This is a genomic window from Consotaella aegiceratis (genome assembly GCF_036541425.1).
GTDB lineage: Bacteria > Pseudomonadota > Alphaproteobacteria > Rhizobiales > Rhizobiaceae > Consotaella > Consotaella aegiceratis.
Window position 1 is genome coordinate 1 of record NZ_JAZHFT010000048.1, and the last position, 19,880, is coordinate 19,880.

Genomic DNA, 19,880 nt, shown 5'->3' on the forward strand with positions numbered 1-19,880 from the left:
GCCCCCGTTTCCGTCATTTCGCCGATCCAGAAGTCTCGAGTGTTGAGTTTTGGGGTCGGGAGTGGGGGCGTGGTATGGGGGGGCGTGGGCCAGGAGGAGGGGTGGCCGAGGGTCCAGAGAGTGGCGGCGGTGGTCAGGAACGGGTCGTCGGTGGTCTGCGGCGCAGGCGGAGATCCGGGCAGGCAGACGGGGCGCGGGGTGAGGGCGGCATGCCGGATCAGACCGGTCAGCGTCGCCCCGGGCCCGACCTCCAGAATGGCCTGCGGCGGGGTCGGACCCGACATCAGCGTCACCAGCCCGTCATGGAACCGCACCGGCGCCCGCATCTGTCGCGCCCAATAGGCAGGGTCCTGCGCCGCCTCGGCCTTCAGCACGGCGCCCGTCACGTTCGAGATCACCCGCGCTTGTGGCGGCTTCAGCGGCTCGGCGGCGATGATCTCGGCAAATCGCGCCGCCGCCTCGTCGAAGAGACGCGAGTGGAAGCCGTGTGAAGTGGCGAGCACCACGCTCCGCTGCCCATTGGCCGCGAGCCTGTCGCGCAGCGCCGCGATCGCAGCCTCCGACCCTGCGAGCACCGTCTGGCGCGGGCCATTCAGCGCCGCGATATCGACCTCGCCTTCGGCCAGGTAGGGGGCCAGATCCTCGGCGCTCAGCCCCACGGCCAGCATCCGGCCCGGCGGCGCGGCCTGCATGAGCGCGCCGCGCGCGGCGACGATCCGGGCGGCACTTTCGGGCGTCATCACCCCGGCCAGGCAGGCGGCGGCATATTCCCCAATCGAATGGCCCAGAAGGCCCGCCTCGGGGTGCACCTCCCGGGCCTGCCACAGCGCCGCCGCCGCATAGCTGGCCGCGAAGAGGGCGGGCTGGGTCACCTCGGTCCGGGCCAGCGCGGCCTCGGACACATGCGTGCCCCGAGCGAGGTCCTCCAGCACCGATCGGACGGGCGCGGGCATCGCAGAGGCGACCCGGTCGTAGGCCACGCGATAGACGACATGGCGAGCGTAATGTGGCGCGATCATCGCGGGATGCTGACTGCCCTGGCCCGGGAAGACAAAGGCCAGCGCGCCGGGCGCCGTGGTCTCGCCCGCCGGCAGGGGGGCCGCGCGCAGGGCGGCGGCGGCCTCGGTCCGGCTGGCCGCGATCACCGCCAGCCGCCAGGTCGCAGCGGGGCGCCTAGTGCGTAGGGTGGCGGCGATGGCGGGCAGCGGATGCGCCTCTGCCTCCGCCCGCTCCAGCCAGGCCGCCAGATCTGTGCGATACTGCGCTAGGGCCGCAGCCGAACGCGCCGACAGAAACAGCGCCTGCGGGCTCTCCTCGCTCCGGTCCGACTCCGCAGCCGGACGCTCCGGCGCCGCGCTCAGGATCATGTGCACATTGGTACCGCCGATGCCGAAGGCGCTAACGCCCGCCACCCGTCGCGCCACCGGCCCCCCGGCGACCGAGTTCGGCCAGGGTCGGCGCGACGCGGCGATTTCGAACCGGCCGTCCGACAGGTCGATCTCGGGGTTGAGGCGCGAGAAGTTCAGCGTCGCCGGGATCTCTCCATGGCGCACGGCGAGCGCCGCCTTGATCAGCCCGGCCACCCCCGCCGCGGTGTCGAGATGGCCAATATTGCTCTTGACCGAGCCCAGAAAGCAGCGCGCGGCCTGCGCCCGGGGCACGGGCGGCGGCAAGTCGGTTTGGCCGCGCTGCGCGGCAAACCCCGCCTGCAGGGCGCGCACCTCGATCGGGTCGCCTAGACGGGTGCCGGTGCCATGTGCTTCGATCAGGCCCAACTCGTCGGCATGCACCCCCGCGGCTTCCAGCGCCTCCAGAATCACCTCGGTCTGCCCCGCCACGCTGGGCGCGGTGAAGCCCACCTTGCGCGCCCCGTCGTTGTTAACCGCTGAGCCTAGGATCACCGCATGCACGAAATCCCCATCCGCCACCGCGTCTTCGTAGCGCTTGAGCACGACAACCCCCGCGCCGCTCCCGAACACCGTCCCATCTGCCCCAGCGTCGAAGACACGGCACACCCCGGAACCCGACGTGATCCCACCAGGACGAGAGACGTAGCCGGTGGGCTCGGGCGCTTTGATCCGCGCGCCGCCCGCCAGCGCCATGCGGCACTCGCCGTTCAGAAGCGCCCGGCAGGCCAGATGGATCGCCAGAAGCGAGGTCGAACAAGCCGAGCTGACACTGACAGAGGGGCCACGCAATCCAAGGGCATAGGCCAGGCGCGTCGCGATGAAGTCTCTAGAGTTCCCGATCTCGACGGCCAGCGGATCGACGCCAGCAAGAGAATCTTTTTCCGGCAGAAGTACTTCGCGCAGATAGCTACTTTCGGCGCCCCCCAGATAACAGCCCGTCAGCATCCCGGTCGCCGCCTCTACACAGGAGGCATGGAGCAAGGCATCATAGGCTACGCTCATCAACACGCGCTGTTGCGGATCCGTCAGCGCGGCCTCCCGCAGGGAGAAGCCGAAGAGCTGTCGGTCGAAATCGCGGATATTGTCCGGCGCGCTGGTCACGCCCACCCGCGTCCCATCTATCGGGCCGCGCTGGAACGTATCCTTGCCGGAAAGGAGGTTCTCCCAGAACTGATCGAGCGAGTCGGCCCCGGCACAGCGCAGGCTCATCCCGATGATCGCAACGCTCCCGGAGGGGCCTGTATCCGCTGCGGCCTTGACCCGCGCCGCTTGCGGCGCGTCCTGATTGGAGGCGAAGAACCGGGCCTGCGTGGAGACATTGGGATGTTCGAACAGCCTCTCGAGTGGGACATCCGTCTGTAACCGCGTCTGGATCTGATCGTGCAGCGCGACTAGAAGAACCGAATCGCCACCAACATCAAAGAAATTGTCGCCGTTGCCGAAATTGTCATTGCCCAAGAGATCAGACCAGATGGCGCGCAGGGTCGCGGTGACTTCTGCAATGTCGCGCATCTGCGCCGGGGCGCGTGTGGACCCTCGCGCTTCTGGCGCCGCCGTCGCTTGGGGGCGGCGGGCAGCCACGATGACACAGGGTTCATCGATCTCGCGCAACCTGTCAAACCACGCCACCGCCTCAGGCACCGGCAGTGCGGGGCGCTGGGCGGCCCGAGCCGCCATCTCGCTCAGACCGGGCGGCATACGTTTCGGATCGGCCATCCCGGTCTCGTGCCACCGGTCCCACAGGATAGCCGTCACCTTCGGTCCCTCCTTCTGCGCCTGCCGGGCCAGCGCCATCAAAGCCGCATTCGCTGCACCATACCCACTCTGTCCGGCATCGCCGCGGATCGCACTGATAGAGGAGAACAGGACCACCCGGGGGATCGCATAGCGCCGCGCAACATCGAGCAGGTTCAAGGCACCCTGCACTTTTATGCCATATGCAATTGATAGCATCTGGTCGGGCTTGGTGCGCAGCATTCGGCCCTCAGCCAAACCTGCCGCATGAACAATCTCATCCGGTAATCGGCCTGATGCCTGCAAATCGGCAAGGACCGTGCCCACAGCGTCGGCATCGGTGATATCGCACGCGATCACCACCACGTCACGCGACCGCGCCGCCATCTCGTCGAGCCAGGCGGACTCGGCATCGGTCTGCGCATCGGGATCGCGCCGGGTGAGCAGAATGAACCTGTCGCCCGCCCGCGCATCGACCTGCTCCACCAGGGCTCGCCCGATCCCACCCAGCCCACCAGCGATCAGGGTCACGCGAGCCGTGACGTGAGGTTTCGCAGACGATCTGTCGGGGAAGTCGCAGAGCGCAAGGTCTTCGACCTGCAGCCCCCCATCAGACAGTACGAACCGCGTGGCCCGGGGCAGGCAGGCCAAGGCCTGCATTATGTGGCTGACGCGCGGCGTCTGTTCGGCGCGCAGATGTCCGAAAGGTGTCGGCTGCAACTCGGCCCGGGCGGTGGCAGCAAAGGCCGCCGCCTCTGCCGCACCGGGACCGGTGCAGGCAGGAGAAGAGACGAGCAGGGTCGGCACCAGCGGATGGCATGTGAGGTGATGGAAAAGCTCTGACAGAAAGGCCGTGTTCCGGCCCGTGCCCTTCCACTGCTTATCGAGATCGGGCAGGCCCAGAACGAGAGCGGAGCCGTCGCCCGAATTCGGCAGGAGCGCCCTGAACGCCCCCCAGCCTGGCGCCTCCACTCCGTCCGGCACCAGTAGGGCGTGGCAGGACAGTGTGACACCTAGTTCCGTGCCGACATCCAACCCATCGAGTGGATGAGCCGTGCCATCCGTGAAGGAAATGACCGTCACGTGACGGGGCCGCGCGGCGTCGGGTTCCGGCAAGTCGCGCAACACAGGCTTCAGCACCTCCCCCTGTTGGGGCGGTGCCCCCGTTTCCGTCATTTCGCCGATCCAGAAGTCTCGAGTGTTGAGTTTTGGGGTCGGGAGTGGGGGCGTGGTATGGGGGGGCGTGGGCCAGGAGGAGGGGTGGCCGAGGGTCCAGAGAGTGGCGGCGGTGGTCAGGAACGGGTCGTCGGTGGTCTGCGGCGCAGGCGGAGATCCGGGCAGGCAGACGGGGCGCGGGGTGAGGGCGGCATGCCGGATCAGACCGGTCAGCGTCGCCCCGGGCCCGACCTCCAGAATGGCCTGCGGCGGGGTCGGACCCGACATCAGCGTCACCAGCCCGTCATGGAACCGCACCGGCGCCCGCATCTGTCGCGCCCAATAGGCAGGGTCCTGCGCCGCCTCGGCCTTCAGCACGGCGCCCGTCACGTTCGAGATCACCCGCGCTTGTGGCGGCTTCAGCGGCTCGGCGGCGATGATCTCGGCAAATCGCGCCGCCGCCTCGTCGAAGAGACGCGAGTGGAAGCCGTGTGAAGTGGCGAGCACCACGCTCCGCTGCCCATTGGCCGCGAGCCTGTCGCGCAGCGCCGCGATCGCAGCCTCCGACCCTGCGAGCACCGTCTGGCGCGGGCCATTCAGCGCCGCGATATCGACCTCGCCTTCGGCCAGGTAGGGGGCCAGATCCTCGGCGCTCAGCCCCACGGCCAGCATCCGGCCCGGCGGCGCGGCCTGCATGAGCGCGCCGCGCGCGGCGACGATCCGGGCGGCACTTTCGGGCGTCATCACCCCGGCCAGGCAGGCGGCGGCATATTCCCCAATCGAATGGCCCAGAAGGCCCGCCTCGGGGTGCACCTCCCGGGCCTGCCACAGCGCCGCCGCCGCATAGCTGGCCGCGAAGAGGGCGGGCTGGGTCACCTCGGTCCGGGCCAGCGCGGCCTCGGACACATGCGTGCCCCGAGCGAGGTCCTCCAGCACCGATCGGACGGGCGCGGGCATCGCAGAGGCGACCCGGTCGTAGGCCACGCGATAGACGACATGGCGAGCGTAATGTGGCGCGATCATCGCGGGATGCTGACTGCCCTGGCCCGGGAAGACAAAGGCCAGCGCGCCGGGCGCCGTGGTCTCGCCCGCCGGCAGGGGGGCCGCGCGCAGGGCGGCGGCGGCCTCGGTCCGGCTGGCCGCGATCACCGCCAGCCGCCAGGTCGCAGCGGGGCGCCTAGTGCGTAGGGTGGCGGCGATGGCGGGCAGCGGATGCGCCTCTGCCTCCGCCCGCTCCAGCCAGGCCGCCAGATCTGTGCGATACTGCGCTAGGGCCGCAGCCGAACGCGCCGACAGAAACAGCGCCTGCGGGCTCTCCTCGCTCCGGTCCGACTCCGCAGCCGGACGCTCCGGCGCCGCGCTCAGGATCATGTGCACATTGGTACCGCCGATGCCGAAGGCGCTAACGCCCGCCACCCGTCGCGCCACCGGCCCCCCGGCGACCGAGTTCGGCCAGGGTCGGCGCGACGCGGCGATTTCGAACCGGCCGTCCGACAGGTCGATCTCGGGGTTGAGGCGCGAGAAGTTCAGCGTCGCCGGGATCTCTCCATGGCGCACGGCGAGCGCCGCCTTGATCAGCCCGGCCACCCCCGCCGCGGTGTCGAGATGGCCAATATTGCTCTTGACCGAGCCCAGAAAGCAGCGCGCGGCCTGCGCCCGGGGCACGGGCGGCGGCAAGTCGGTTTGGCCGCGCTGCGCGGCAAACCCCGCCTGCAGGGCGCGCACCTCGATCGGGTCGCCTAGACGGGTGCCGGTGCCATGTGCTTCGATCAGGCCCAACTCGTCGGCATGCACCCCCGCGGCTTCCAGCGCCTCCAGAATCACCTCGGTCTGCCCCGCCACGCTGGGCGCGGTGAAGCCCACCTTGCGCGCCCCGTCGTTGTTAACCGCTGAGCCTAGGATCACCGCATGCACGAAATCCCCATCCGCCACCGCGTCTTCGTAGCGCTTGAGCACGACAACCCCCGCGCCGCTCCCGAACACCGTCCCATCTGCCCCAGCGTCGAAGACACGGCACACCCCGGAACCCGACGTGATCCCACCAGGACGAGAGACGTAGCCGACGTTCTGATCGGGATTGATGGAGGCGCCACCGGCAAGGCTAACGTCGCACTCGAAGGTCAAAAGGCTCTTCACGGCCTGATGCACCGCAACGAGCGACGACGAACAGGCCGTCGCAACCGTCATCGCAGGGCCGTGGAGGTTGAGCTTGTTGGCAATAAAGGTCGCCACAAAGTCCTTTTCGTTGAGGTTCGAGATCTGGCGGGAAAAGGTCTGCATCAGATCGGTGCGCGGCTGGATATTGCGCAGAAAATACGCGCTGCGATGACACGCGAGATAAGCTCCGGCATGCTGCGCCCCTAAACCGGCACCATAGCCTGCATGCTGCAACGCATCCGCGCAGGCCATCATCAGTAGACGCAATTGCGGATCGGACAGTTCGGCCTCGCGCTCGGTCATGTCGAAGAAGTCAGGATCGAACTGGTCAAGTCCTTCCAGCGGCGCGGCCGCGTTCACATAGCCGGGATCGCTCTTGATGGCGCGCGCCGTGGGCGTGTCGGCCACCTCATCGGGGCGCAACGGACGGATGGAAGCATGCCCGGCCAGCAGATTGTCCCAGAAGGCCACAGGCGAGGTCGCGTCGGGAAACCGGCAAGACATGCCGATGATCGCAACCGCGTCATTCAGATCGGGGAATGGCGCTGTATCCTTCATTGCAGGTCCTCCGCCCGCCGCCGTTGCGCCGCCTTCAGCCGCCGGGCGGCCACACGTTTCTTCACCGCGTTAATGGAGTCTTGCGCGGGCGCAGCCTGCCCCTGGTCAAGATGTGCAGCCAGCTCCGCGATGGTAGTATGGCTCAACAGATCTACCACCTGCAGCTCGTCAAACCCCGCCTCGACCAGAGCCCGGTGCACCCCGAGAAGGGAAAGCGACGTACCGCCCAACTCGAAGAAGCCGCGATCGAGCGGCACTGCGTCAAGGCCCAGGACCTCCTTCCAGATGGCCGCAATCCGGCCTGCGATGTCGCTGGCGGCCGGCGACTGGTCCGAGGGAGAGGGATTGGCCACGGTCAGCGGGCGAGCTTCCAGCGCCTTGTAATCGATCTTGCCGTTCAAGGTGAGAGGCAAGGCATCGAGCATCGCAATATGCGAAGGGATCATGAATGCGGGCAATCTGTCGCGCAGCCATTCTTGTAGCTCACGCGGCTCCTGTCCGCTTCCGAACGCCGGCACGACGAAGGCGCGCAGAACCTGATTTCCGGCGAGCACCGAGCGGCAGACGGCGATGTCCGCCACCTCATTGTGCTGGCGCAAGACGGCCTCGACCTCCCCGGGTTCGACACGGTAACCATTGAGCTTGATCATCCGGTCCTTCCGGTCGAGATACTCCAGGCGATAGGACCCGCCCCCGATCATCCGCCAGCGCACCAGATCGCCAGTCCGGTAAAACCGGTGGCGCCCCAGCCCGCGCACGGACCGCTCGGCGAAGCGGTCCGCTGTCAGATCGTCGCGCTGCCAGTAACCGATACCGACGCCTGTCCCGCCCAGATACAGCTCTCCTACCGCGCCAATCGGGGCTAGGCGGCCAAGCCGGTCGAGGATCACGCACAACGTGCCGGAGATCGGGCTGCCGATCAGAGGTTTGCCACTATGATCCGGGTCAAGTACCTCTGCTGTCGCGTAGACGGTGCATTCCGACGGGCCATAGAGATTGCTGAGCTGCCGGACTCGGGTCTGCGCCCGAATGGCGGCAACCGTTTCCCGCTTCAGCGGCTCACCGGCCAGATTCAGCGTCGTCACAGTGTCCGGAAATGCGCGACCGGCCAGCAATGCCTCCGCCGCAGATGGGACCGTGTTGATCAGACGCACCTCGGCCCGCCGGGGGTGAGCCGGCAAGGACAAAATCGTGTCGCAAAGAATGACTGCGCCTCCGGCAGAGAGCGGCACAAGGATTTCGAAGATCGACAGGTCGAAACAGACCGACGTGCCCGCAGCGACTCCGGCGAGGTCTTCGCCAGCATAGGTGGCCCTGGCCCAGGCGGCAAAACCTGCGATGTTGCGGCGGCTAAGGATCACGCCCTTAGGCACCCCGGTCGAGCCGGAGGTGTAAATGATATAGGCTGGATGGTTGCAGTCCATGGACCCAATCGGCAGGGCCGACACAGGCGCCGCGCTGGTCAGCAGCGTTTCGATGTCCGCCGCAATGCAGTTGTCGGTCACCTGGACCCAATCGACCGCGCCAGCATTATGGATCAGCACCTTCGGGGCCGCGTCCGAGATGATCATGGCGCGCCGCGTCTGCGGGTAGAGCGGGTCGATCGGCACCACCACCGCGCCGGCGCGTAGGATACCCAGAATGGCCGCCACCAATGTCCATTTGCGCGAGAGCATGAGTGCGACGCGATCCCCCGGCCCCACGCCCCGTGCCGACAGGTTGGCTGCGATCCGATCCGCCGCGAGGATTAGGTCGCCATGGGCCACAGACCCGGCCGGATCATGCACTGCGGGCGCGCCCGGCTGACGCGCGGCCCAAGTCCAGATGGCTGTGATAATGTCCGGTGCATCCGCATGGGCCTCAGCCTCGGCCCGGCCCGACAATTGCCGAAGCAGGTTGCGGTCGGAGTCCGGTGTTAGCGTCAACTGATCGAGCTTGGCATGCGGCTCGCGGCAGATCGTGACCAGCGCTTCGTGCCAGTACTGTAGCGCCCGGCCTAGATCATGGGGTGCAAGACCTACGCCTACGAGTTTCAGATCGATCTGCTGCCCCACAACCGCATAGGCCGTGATCGGACTGTCGGTGGACTCCTCCATCTCGATCCTGCCAATCGACAAATCGCCGAAGTCGCCCTCGATCGCATCGCTCGGCATCGGCTGCACGACTAGAAGCGTCCCGAACAGAGCTTGGCTCTCCCGCGCGGAGGCACAGCGCTGGATGCGAGCAAGCCCCAGATGACCATGCGCCATCCTGTCTGCCGCGGCCTTCTGAAGCTCCTGCAGCCACGCCAGGACCGGCGCATTCGGGTGGCAGGTCACACGGGTGGGCACGGTCTGGATGAAACAGCCAACCAGATCCTCCGGCGCGCCGATACCGCCATCCCGCCCGAGTTGGACCGCGCCGAACAGAACCGTGTCGCTGTCGGAAAAGCGCGACAGAACCAGTGACCAGGCGGCGGCCATCAGGTTGGCGACAGTCACCCCGCTGCTGCGGGCAAATTCCTGCACCTCGCGTTGCTCGGTCCCGGTCAGACTAAGGCGATGCTCGGAGCGCATGAGATTGGGCTCGCCGCTCTCGTGGGACGGCGACAATTCTAGATCAGTGACGAAGGCTTCGGTCACCGCCTGCAACTCGGTTCGCCAGAATGCCTCGGACGCTTCCACCGGCCGGGACTTCCACCAACGGACATGGTCCTTGGCCTGCGGGACCCGAAACTGCGGCCTTTCCCCCAATCCGGCGAGCGCGGAATAGGTGTTCATTACGCGCTTCAATATCGGCGGGACTGAGGCGCCATCAAGGATCGCGTGGTAGTAGGACCAGAGCATTGTCCATGCCGACGGGCCACGCCGGATCAGGTGAACGCGCATCAGAGGCGCCCGGCCAAAGGCAAAACCGGTCGCGCGAATGCCTTCTTTGAGGGCGCCGAGCGTGGCCCCGGGGTCGGTCTCATTCGTCCAGTCCAGATGCTCGACCGCGAGGGACACTTTGCGAAACACCACCTGTACCGGCGAGCGGGTCTGCAGCCGGAAGAAGCCGGTGCGCAGCGCATCATGGCTGGCGACGACATGCTGCCATGCCTCGTCCAGCACATCGGGCGCAAGCGGACCCTCGATCTCCATCGACAGGAACACGACGAAACTGTCCCGATCGGGCCGCGTCATCGTTTGAAACAACATGCCCTGCTGCGCCGGCAGGAGCGGCAGGATGTCCTGTATCTTGTCGTCCTTCATCTGAGGTCTTCCAGTTCGGTCAGAAGCGCGTCGAACTCATTGTGGTCGAGAGAGACGTCCTGGAACTCATCCACAATCGGACTCGAGGCATCGAGTTCGGTAAGGGCGACCATCCGTTCCAGATACTGTGTAACAGCGGAGATTAGCCGCGTGATCGTCGCCGCGTCGAAGAGGTCGGGCGGATAGGTCCACTCCACACGGATTCCCCCGTCGATGGCGATGGCGTTGATGTTGAACAGATGCGGACGGATCTGCGACGGGGCGTGCCTCTGACCGACCTCGCTGCTTCGCAACGCCACGGGGCCGGGCGAGCCACCCCGGGTGGGAGTCTGGCCGAGATAGTTGAAGATCACATCGCTCGACAGGGCCTGTGCCCGCGCCCGCACGTCCGCGTCAGGATGCAGATAGGCCAAGCATCCGAACTCCTGATGCGTTGGCGACTGCGGTGCAAGCTGGGCCTGCGCGGCACGAAGCAGGCCCACCAGATCGGCGCGCCCATCCCTGAGGCAGATCGGAAAGAGCGCCGTAAACCAGCCCACACTGCGCAGCGTGTCGGGATCCTGCGCATTCAGATCACGCCCATGCCCTTCGACATCGATCGCCATTGAATCCAGATCGAACACCTCACAGAACGCCAGATGCATGGCGGACAGCAGCGCCTCTTGCGTGGCGATGCCGAGACGCCCGGGCAAGCCCCGCAAGACCTCCTCCGCCAGTTCCGGCGGCAGATCATGGCTCTGTGTGACTGCTGCAGCGACTATGTTAGCGCCTCGCGTTTCCGGGCGAATCCTATCAGGCACGACTCCGCGGAATCTCGTGCGTAACGCCTCATGCGCCGCCTTGTTGCCGATGGTCCGCGCATGGCGCGCCAGATGTGCTTGCCACGTCCCGTAGGAGGCCGAGGCGCGTAGCGCTGGCGCCTCTGCCTCATCTATGGCGGCCTGCAGAAGGGTCTGCAGATCCTCCGTCAGGATGCGCCACGACACACCATCCACAGCCAGATGATGCAAGACGAGAACAAGTGTCGCCCGCCCTGCTCCTTCTCCCGGCATAAGTGCGCCCGCCATCAGCCGCCCTGTCCCTATGTCAAGGTTGGTATGGAGCCTGTCCGCGACCGCCTCCAGAGTCTCTGCACCGGACAGACTCATCAAAACCGACGGCAGCCCCCCGGCAGCCATAGGCGCCTGTTGCCAGACGCCGTCGACCAATGCAAACCGGTGCCGCAGGGCAGAGTGATGCGCGATCAGCGCAGTGAGCGCATCGTCCACCATCGCCCGCGTAACCCTGGGATCGAGCCACAGCGCCAGCGACTGATTGTAGTGATCGCGATCCGTTCTCACCTGGTCGAAGAACCAAGCCTGAATCGGGGTCAGCGCAAACGCTTCCCCCACTTCATCCACCGACACCGCCACGGGCGCGCGGCCAGCCGACAGATGCGGTGCCAGTGCCGCGATGGTCTGATGTTCAAACACATGGCGCGCTGCAACGTCATAGCCCGCCGCCTGCAGGCGGGAGGCCATCTGAATGGTCAACACGCTGTCGCCCCCCAGATGGAAGAAGTTGTCAGTAACGCCAACATCCTCCAGGCCCAGCAACTCCGCCCATAGGGTCTTCAGCATGCCAACCGTTGCCGAATCCGGTTCCGCACCGGCCGGACGAACCGGGTCCGACAGGGCCTGCGCCGCCTCGGGCCGAAGCGCGGGGCGATCGATTTTGCCGCTGATGGTCAGCGGGATTCGATCGATCCGATAGAAGGCCGATGGGCAGGCATAACGCGGCAGACGCTCCAGTAGGGCCGCCCGCAGGGTGGAGCGGGACGGGAGCGTTTGCCCCGCCCTCGGCTTGAGGAAGGCCAGAATTTGTGCTGTCTCCGACAGCACATCGCCCGAGCGCTGGATCCGCACTAGGGCCGTCTCCACCTCCGGCAATGCCTCACAGGCCGCTTCGATCTCGCGGGTTTCGACGCGGAAGCCATTGACCTTCTCGAAGCCATCCTTGCGGCCCAGATAGCTCAGAACACCGGCTTCGGACAGGGTGACCGTATCGCCCGTATCGAACCAGCGCACGCCCTCGGCATCGTGCAGAAAAGCCTGCGCCGTGCGCTCCGGCTGGCCGAGATATCCGGCGGCGAGGCCGAGCCCACCAATGGCCAGCGTCCCTCGCCAGCCCTGCGGTACCGGATACCCATGAGGGGAGAGGACCCGAAACCGCGTGTTCAGCACCGGCAGGCCGAGCGTCACAGGCCCCACTCCCACGTTGCTGAAACTGCTCCAGATCGTAGTCTCGGTGGGGCCATACATGTTGAAGAGCGCTCCCCCTCGCCGCAGGTCGGTCAGCCGCTCTGCCAGCGCATCGGACAGCACCTCGCCCCCGACCAGCATCTGTTCGAGATCACTCAGCCGCGCCGCCTGATCCGACAGACACAGCACATGGGCCAGGGCTGGCGTGCATTGCAGATGCGTGGCCTCGTGACGCTCGATCAGGTCCAGCACATCCTCGTCCCGCGTGGTCTGCGCCGTTCCAGTCTGGTACAAACGGTCCAGAACCTCACGTTGGACATCCAGCAAACGCGGAAAGGCCTCAATGACCTTGGCCTCGGGCACTCCGAAATCGACTAGGCAAGCGACCTCGTCGACGCCGATCTCGGCCAGATCCGCAATGAAGGACGCGCATGAGGCAGGCGACCCAATCAGCCCGGCCTGGGTGGCATAGCGTTCCACCGCATGGTCGAGAAGGCTATCGAGATCCGCCTCAGATAGACTGTCGGCGGCAAAGCCACGCTCTGCCGCAAGCGGTTTGACGAGGTCGAGGGAGGTTGCTAGATATGCTTTCAACGGCCCGTCAGCCAGAGCACGCGCCCGAGCAGGATCGTCATCCACGAAAGTGTGCAGCATGACGGTGACAAGGCCACGCCCCGGATGCGCCGCTCTAGTGCGCGCGTCGCGGTAAAGCGCAATCCGCTCCGCTAGATCCGCGCGCGATTGGCCAAGCATGTGGGTCAGCAGATTGGCACCAATCTCCCCGGCGGAGACAAAGGTCGCGGGATTGCCGGCCGAGGACATCCAGAACGGCAGCTCGGACTGCACCGGCGCGGGCCGGCAGTAAAGTTCAACCGGCTCCCCCTGCCCGCTCGTCCCATGATAGGCTGCGCCCCGCCAGATCGCCCGCACGGCCTCAATCGCCTCAATCATATGCGCCTTGCGGTCGGAATAGGCCTGAGGGTTGAAGACGAAATCATGCGGTTGCCAGCCAGACGCAAAGGAGATCCCGACGCGCCCACCCGACAGGTTGTCGATCATGCTCCAGTCTTCACACAGACGCATCGGATGGTGCAACGCAGGCACCACGCTGCCTGCGCGTATCTGAATGCGCGAAGTCACCGCAGCAATCGCGGCGCTCGAGATGGCGGGATTGGGGAAGCTGCCGCCGAACGCGCCGAAGTGGCGCTCGGGCGTCCAGACGGCGGCGAGGCCATTGTCATCTGCAAATCGCGCGCCCGCCATCAAAAGATCGTATTTTCCGTGCCCCGCCGACGCCTCTTCATCCGCGAAATACATCAGGCTCAAGGCCGGGGCCTTCTGCGCCAATCGCGCCGCGTACTCGGCTGCTGACGGGCCGCGCCGCTGGATGACTACCTTTTGCCCATGGCACAATGGCCAGAGCAATTCGAGGACGGAGATGTCGAAGGCGATGCTGGACACGCTGATCCAGGTCGCCTTGGCCCCGGCCTCGGGCATCAGAACCCGGTCCATCGCCGCGAAGAAGTTGGCGAGCGCCTCGTGTGTCACTTCGACCCCTTTGGGCACGCCTGTCGAGCCGGAAGTGAAGATCACATAGGCAGTATCCCCAAGCGCCACCGCCGCGGGCGCGACGTCGGTAGTCGCCTGTGCCCCGGCTATGTTGATCACTTGGCAGGGTAAGGTGGCGGCGGCCCATGGCAGCAATGACGTATCCGTCAGCACCGCTGCCGGAGCCGCCTGCGCGATGATGTCTTGCAGGCGCCGGAGAGGAGTTTCCAGATCAACCGGCACATAGGCGCGGCCCGACCAGAGACAGGCGAGCATGGCGGCCACCTGGCTTGGCCCGCGCTCCGCATAAATCACGATTGGGCTCGTCCGTGACCCGCCGAGGGCAGCAAACCCGGCGCAGAGCCGCAGTGCCTGCGCGCGCAGACCGTCATATGTGAGGGTCCTGTCACCCATGATCAGGGCTGGCCTTTCGGCAGGATCCGACAGGGCCCGCCATAGGCGTATCGGCACCGCATCCGCCAGCGCGATTTCTCGCTCCGGTCCCAATATCTCAACTGGCGCAAGGGCGGTGCCAACCGCTCCCTGATGCAGAAGGGTGAGGATATCAGCCTCAGGCGCATTCAGTATCCTTTGGACATAAACCTCCAGTTGCACGGCCATCAGCGCGATCCGCTCAGTCGAGAACAGATCCGAACTGAATTCGATCTGCCCCGCCACCCCGTCGGCAGAGACCGAGAGATCAAAGGTCAGATCGAACTTCGACGCCTGCCAGGGCAGGTCCACCGCCCGGGCCGTCAGGCCCGGAAAACGAAGCTCGGTATCAATGCCGTTCTGGACGACCAGCATGACCTGGAACAATGGCACTTCACCTAGCGGACGGTCCACACCAAGCGCCTTGACAACGTCGTCGAAAGGGGCCGCCTGATGGTCGAGCGCGTCGATGATTGTGTCATGCTCGGCCGCCAGCGCCGTGGTGAACGGCGCGGTCACATCCACTAGATTGCGCAGCACGACTGTGTTGAAGAAACAACCGACAGTGCGCTCGAACCGATGGTCGCGCCGATTTGCCACAACCGTTCCAATGTTGAAGTCGGCCTGTTCGGCCTGCGCAGCCAGAAAACTGCGGATCGTCGCGGCCAGAAACGCAAACGCTGTAATCCCGCGCGCGGCGCAGAATGCCTTGAGCCCGACCGCCAGATCAGGGGTCAGGGCAAACGGCACGCGCCCTCCCCGGAATGTGGGCGTCGCGGGGCGAACAAAAGATGTGGGCAGATCGATCTGCGCCTCGGCCCCTTTCAGCTTTTCGCGCCAATAGGTCAGATCCCGCGCGATGGTGGCCTGATGGATGTCGGAGGCCTCCCACGCTACAAATTCGGCATAGGATGCTCGCGCGCCTTCGGGCGCAAACGTCCGGCCGGAGGCCACGGCGCGGTAGGCCTCTGAAAGATCAGCGACCAGCAACCCGGTCGACCACCCGTCCGACACGATATGGTGCAGACACAGGGCCAGATAATGCCGCGTCTCGCTGATCAGGTAGAGCGCCACACGACAGAGCGGACCATTCTCCAGATCAAAGGGTTGCCGAGAAAGGGCCAGCGCCCGGTCCGCCGCGTCCTCGGCATCTGCCACCTGGACCACGTCGAGGATAAGCGGCTCATACGGCGCAAAGCGCATGGATATGGTGCCGTCTTTTTCCTCCACATACCGGCTCTGGAAGATTGAATGATAGGACAGGCATACGTCTAGAGCGGCCTGGAGCGCCGCCACATCAAGGGGGCCCTCCAGCTCGATCAGAGAGGGAATGTGATAGGCACTGCCCAGATCCAGCATCTGCTCCATCGCCCAGATCCGCATCTGAGATTTCGACAGGGGATACCGTGAGAGCGGCTTCGCTTCCTCCGGCGTCACGGTCACAGCCTGGTGTGCAGTATCGAAATGCGCAGCCAGCCCCGCAATGGTGGGATTGGCAAAGAACGCCTTGATCGAGACAGAGCCACCCAGCCGTTGCGACATGCGGGACAGACATTGCATGACCTGCAAGGAATGTCCGCCGATTGCGAAGAAGACGTCATGCCGCCCGATCTGGTCACGGTTGAGGATCTCGCTCCAGATCCCGGCAATTCCCTCTTCGATCACGCCCTGTGGCGGCGCGCCCGCGTCCTCCGTCACCGAGGGCAACAGATCCTCCAGCGCCCGGGTGTTAATCTTGCCGTTGGCCAGACGTGGCAGCGCCTCGATGGCGGTCAGGCGCGACGGGACCATCGCATCCGGCAGCTTCCCTTCTAGAAAGGTCCGAAGAGCGGTTGTATCTAGGCTCACCGAAGCATCGGGAACGACAAACCCCACCAGCGCTTCCGAGCCTGCTGGTTTCAGGACCACCGCTTCGCGCACACCGGCTGCGGTGCGCAAAAGGCCCTCGATCGCGTCGGGTTCAACGCGGTGCCCCCGCACCTTGACCTGACGATCCCGACGTCCCAGAAAAGCAAGATTCGGGCCAGACCATGCACGGCGCACCAGATCACCCGTGCGATACCAGCGCAGCGCCCCGAGGATAATGAACCGTCGTCCCGTCTCTTCCGGATCGTTCAGGTACCCTTCGGCCAGCGCCGGGCCGGCGATCAGCAACTCCCCGACACATCCCGGAAGGACTGGCGACAGGGCCGCGTCCGCGACGCAGGTTGCATAGCCAGGCAGCGGAGCGCCGAGGTCGGCAAAGCCCGGTAGCGGTCGGACGGCGACCGGTCCGGCCACTGCGCCGATACAACTCTCTGTCGGGCCGTAGTGGTTGAACATGCGCAGACCGGCGCGAGCGTCTGCAACCTTTGCCACCAGATCGCGGGGCAGCCGGTCTCCGCCAAAGATCAACGTGTCGAGCGACTGTATCTTGCCGTGATGTTCCTCGCCCCCTAGGCTCCGAAAATGAGAGGGGATGATTTTCAGCGCCGTGACGCCCAGATCGGCAAGGCCCGGCCAGAGCGCCGCTCCGTCCAGCCGCCACGCCTCGGGCAGGATGGCTAGCGTGCTACCATGAGCCAGTGCCCCCAAGGTCATCGTGAGGCCAAAATCCGTCGCCGGGCTCGCAAGCGAAGCCAGCGTCTGCCCCGGACCGAACGCAAACATCGCCTGCGAGGCGGCGAGATAGGTCGCAACCGCCCGGGTCGATATCTCGACTCCTTTCGGCACGCCGGTCGAGCCGGAGGTGAACATGACATAGGCCAGTCCCTCCGACGAAGGCATAGGCCGGGGCGCCGGCGGCGTCGCTGACACCGCCACATCGGCCAGCCATGCGTCAACATCCAGCGCCGCAGCACCGTCGGGCCAGGACCGCCCGGCGGAAAGCCGTTTCGACGGCGCCACGCGCAGTGTCAGTGCCTCGGCCTGGGCATCCCGGTCGGGGGCGACGGCGACAAAGGTCGCCCCGAGTTTCCAGGTTGCCAGCAGGGCCACCAGATAGGCCGGGCTCATCTCAGCGGCGCAGAGAACGCGGTCACCGAAGCTCACGCCGTCATTCTCCAGGACTTCGGCAAAAGCTGCCGCGCGGCGGTCCAGCTCCTTATAGCTCCAAGAAGTGCCTTCCGGCATTCGGAACGCCGGCAGTGCGCCATGTCTGGCGACACAGGCATGATAGAGTTCGAGAAATGTCGGGGCGGGTGCTTCGAGCTCCCCCGCCTCACCAGTTGGCTGCGCGGCAGATGCCCTGCACAGGTCGTCACTGGTTTCGGCCGTGCCCACCAGCGCATCGAGCATGGCACAAAGGGTCGTCGCCACGCCTGCCGCGGCCTCCGCCCCGCCCTGCGCCAGGTCAACCCGCACCACTCCGTGGAGCCTGTCGCCGTATTCCAGGATCTCGATGGAATATGGGGTCTTTGGTTCTCCCCCGAACGCGATCCGTGACGGGTCGAACGTGATGCGATGATCGTCGGGCAGACGCGCATAGGCCAACGCCCAGGTGGCGGCCGAGCTGGCAAGATCAGCTACCTGCACGCGGTATTGTTGCTGGGCAAAAAGCGGCAGCCAATCGGCACAGGCCCGCACAGCCCCAATTACAGGCTGAGCTCTAGGCGCCGAGATCGGCACATCTCGAGCGGCGGTGAAGGGCCCCATCACATTGTCGAACTCAGCATAGCCTCGCGCATCGGTCTGAAAGTGCAACAGGCCCGCTTCCGCCCCTGCATGTGCGAGGGCAAGCGTAGTGACAGTGTGCACCAGCGCCGCCTCGGTCCGCCCTTCGGCGCCTCGCGCCAGATCGTGGTCCTCAAGCCAGCGCCGCAGGGCCACGGCCTCATGGCTGAAGTGTGCCTCACCGGCTGCCTCCGGCCCGGACCCAGCCCAGCTATCGGAGAAGGGCTGTGCACGGTCGGGAGCCATCAGCGCCTCTTCGATCAACCGCTCACTTACATCGGCATAGTGCATGTGATCGTCACGGGCGTTGCCATCTAGATGCGACACGATTTCCAGCGGCAGCCGGGATAGCGCGTGCAAGTCCAGCAGGCCCGGCGGCAGAGTTAGGGTGATCGACCAGCCCCCTTCCGTGCACGGCACTACGCTGGCACGAATCCCGTCTGCGTTCGCCTCTTCCGCCCAGAGAGACGGCGCAGGACCGCCCACGATTTGCCGCGACTCCTCGATGGTGGCGGCCTCGATCAGACGAGTGCGAAAAATCTCATGCGCGGCAAGAGCACGCGTGATAGCCTCACATATCTGATCCCGAGACACGGAGGTGACGAGGTTAAAACCGATCTGCGCTGGCAGGGTCCCGGCCCGCGCGGCAAATTGCTGGGGGGTTGCGCGATACGTTTCATGGTCGACCGGGGCGTCATTCATTATACCTGCTCCTGCAGACTAGACGGGCACTCGACCTGATCCAGGCTGACCGGGTCGCCGAGGACCACGACAATCTTGCGCGGGCCGGAGAAGGGCCTGCGCGCATGCGCCACCAGCATGTTGTCGAGCATGATGAGATCACCCTCATTCCAGGGGTCCGCCACGCTAAGATCGTCCATAACCCGCCCAATCTCGGCCACATGAGCGTCGGGGATGGGCGTGCCATCCCCGTAGGTCACATTGCGCGGCAGCGCGTCGGGTCCCAGGAAACTCTCCATGGACATCCTCACCTCGACATCCAGACAGGACGGATGGTGGAGCGCGATCTGATTGAAGAAGCTCATCTCTCCCGTCACCGGATGGCGGATCACCGCCGGGGCCCGATTGCGCACCTGCATGATGTCCTCGCCCCGCCAGGCTGGCTCCATCCCCGCAGCGCGGCAGAGCGCATCTGCCTCGGCTCTGACGTCGGTCTTGAAGAAGGCCTGCCAGCTGACGTCAAAATTTGGCACAAAGGTGCGCACGTAACATAGACCAAGTGCCAACAGCGGATCGGTGATATGGCGCGGTAGCGCCTGTAACACCTGACGGCAATCGACAATTGGGGTTTCGCCGCCCGACTTGGCCACGATCACCGACATGAAGAACTGCCGTGTGGGCCAGCAGGTCAGATGCGAGCTTTCATTGTGAAAGAGAATCATTTTGTCTGCGGGATAGGGCGTCGATTTGTAGATGTCGCCCTGCGCATCCTCTTTCGGCAGATCGCCGTAATCCTTTAGAAGGGTTCGTGTCAGCTTTTCGGTCGTCTTCTGAAACCCGGCTAGATCCCGTGGCCTGAACCCCCGGAACAGGATTGCTCCATGTTTGAGGAGGCGCGCATCTATCTCGGCCATATTGTCGTCGAGCCAATCGTTTAGCGCCAGATCGGGCCGGGACGCCTTGACAATCCACGGCAATGTCTTGCCGGGCCGGACCGATTGTGAGACCAGCGCCGGATTGTCCGGCAGGGCTCGGCGTCCGAACTTTGGCAGGGTTCCAGTCATTGGATACTCCGTATCTCGGGA

General features: G+C 65.6%; 4 protein-coding genes. All 4 read right to left on the bottom strand.

Translation table 11 applies throughout. The features are described from left to right. A partial coding sequence (locus tag SMD10_RS21510; RefSeq protein ID WP_331687800.1) for an SDR family NAD(P)-dependent oxidoreductase occupies positions 1 to 7,013 on the bottom strand: 7,013 nt, incomplete at its 3' end. Next, positions 7,010 to 10,243, bottom strand: a complete 3,234-nt coding sequence (locus SMD10_RS21515) for a non-ribosomal peptide synthetase (protein ID WP_331687801.1) — start codon at positions 10,241 to 10,243, stop codon at positions 7,010 to 7,012. The genes SMD10_RS21510 and SMD10_RS21515, both read right to left, overlap by 4 nt. Beyond that, positions 10,240 to 18,816 (bottom strand): MupA/Atu3671 family FMN-dependent luciferase-like monooxygenase, encoded by an 8,577-nt coding sequence (locus SMD10_RS21520; protein WP_331687802.1) that lies wholly within the window; start codon positions 18,814 to 18,816, stop codon positions 10,240 to 10,242. The genes SMD10_RS21515 and SMD10_RS21520 overlap by 4 nt, the downstream gene beginning before the upstream one ends. After that, complete coding sequence (locus SMD10_RS21525) at positions 18,816 to 19,859, bottom strand: TauD/TfdA family dioxygenase (protein WP_331687803.1); 1,044 nt, start codon at positions 19,857 to 19,859, stop codon at positions 18,816 to 18,818. The genes SMD10_RS21520 and SMD10_RS21525 overlap by 1 nt, the downstream gene beginning before the upstream one ends. Positions 19,860 to 19,880 lie beyond the last annotated feature (21 nt).

Excerpts from the sequence above, each read along its gene's own strand:
- SMD10_RS21520 (WP_331687802.1), bottom strand. The coding sequence starts at position 18,816 with ATGAATGACGCCCCGGTCGACCATGAAACGTATCGCGCAACCCCCCAG.
- SMD10_RS21525 (WP_331687803.1), bottom strand. The coding sequence starts at position 19,859 with ATGACTGGAACCCTGCCAAAGTTCGGACGCCGAGCCCTGCCGGACAAT.
- SMD10_RS21515 (WP_331687801.1), bottom strand. The coding sequence starts at position 10,243 with ATGAAGGACGACAAGATACAGGACATCCTGCCGCTCCTGCCGGCGCAG.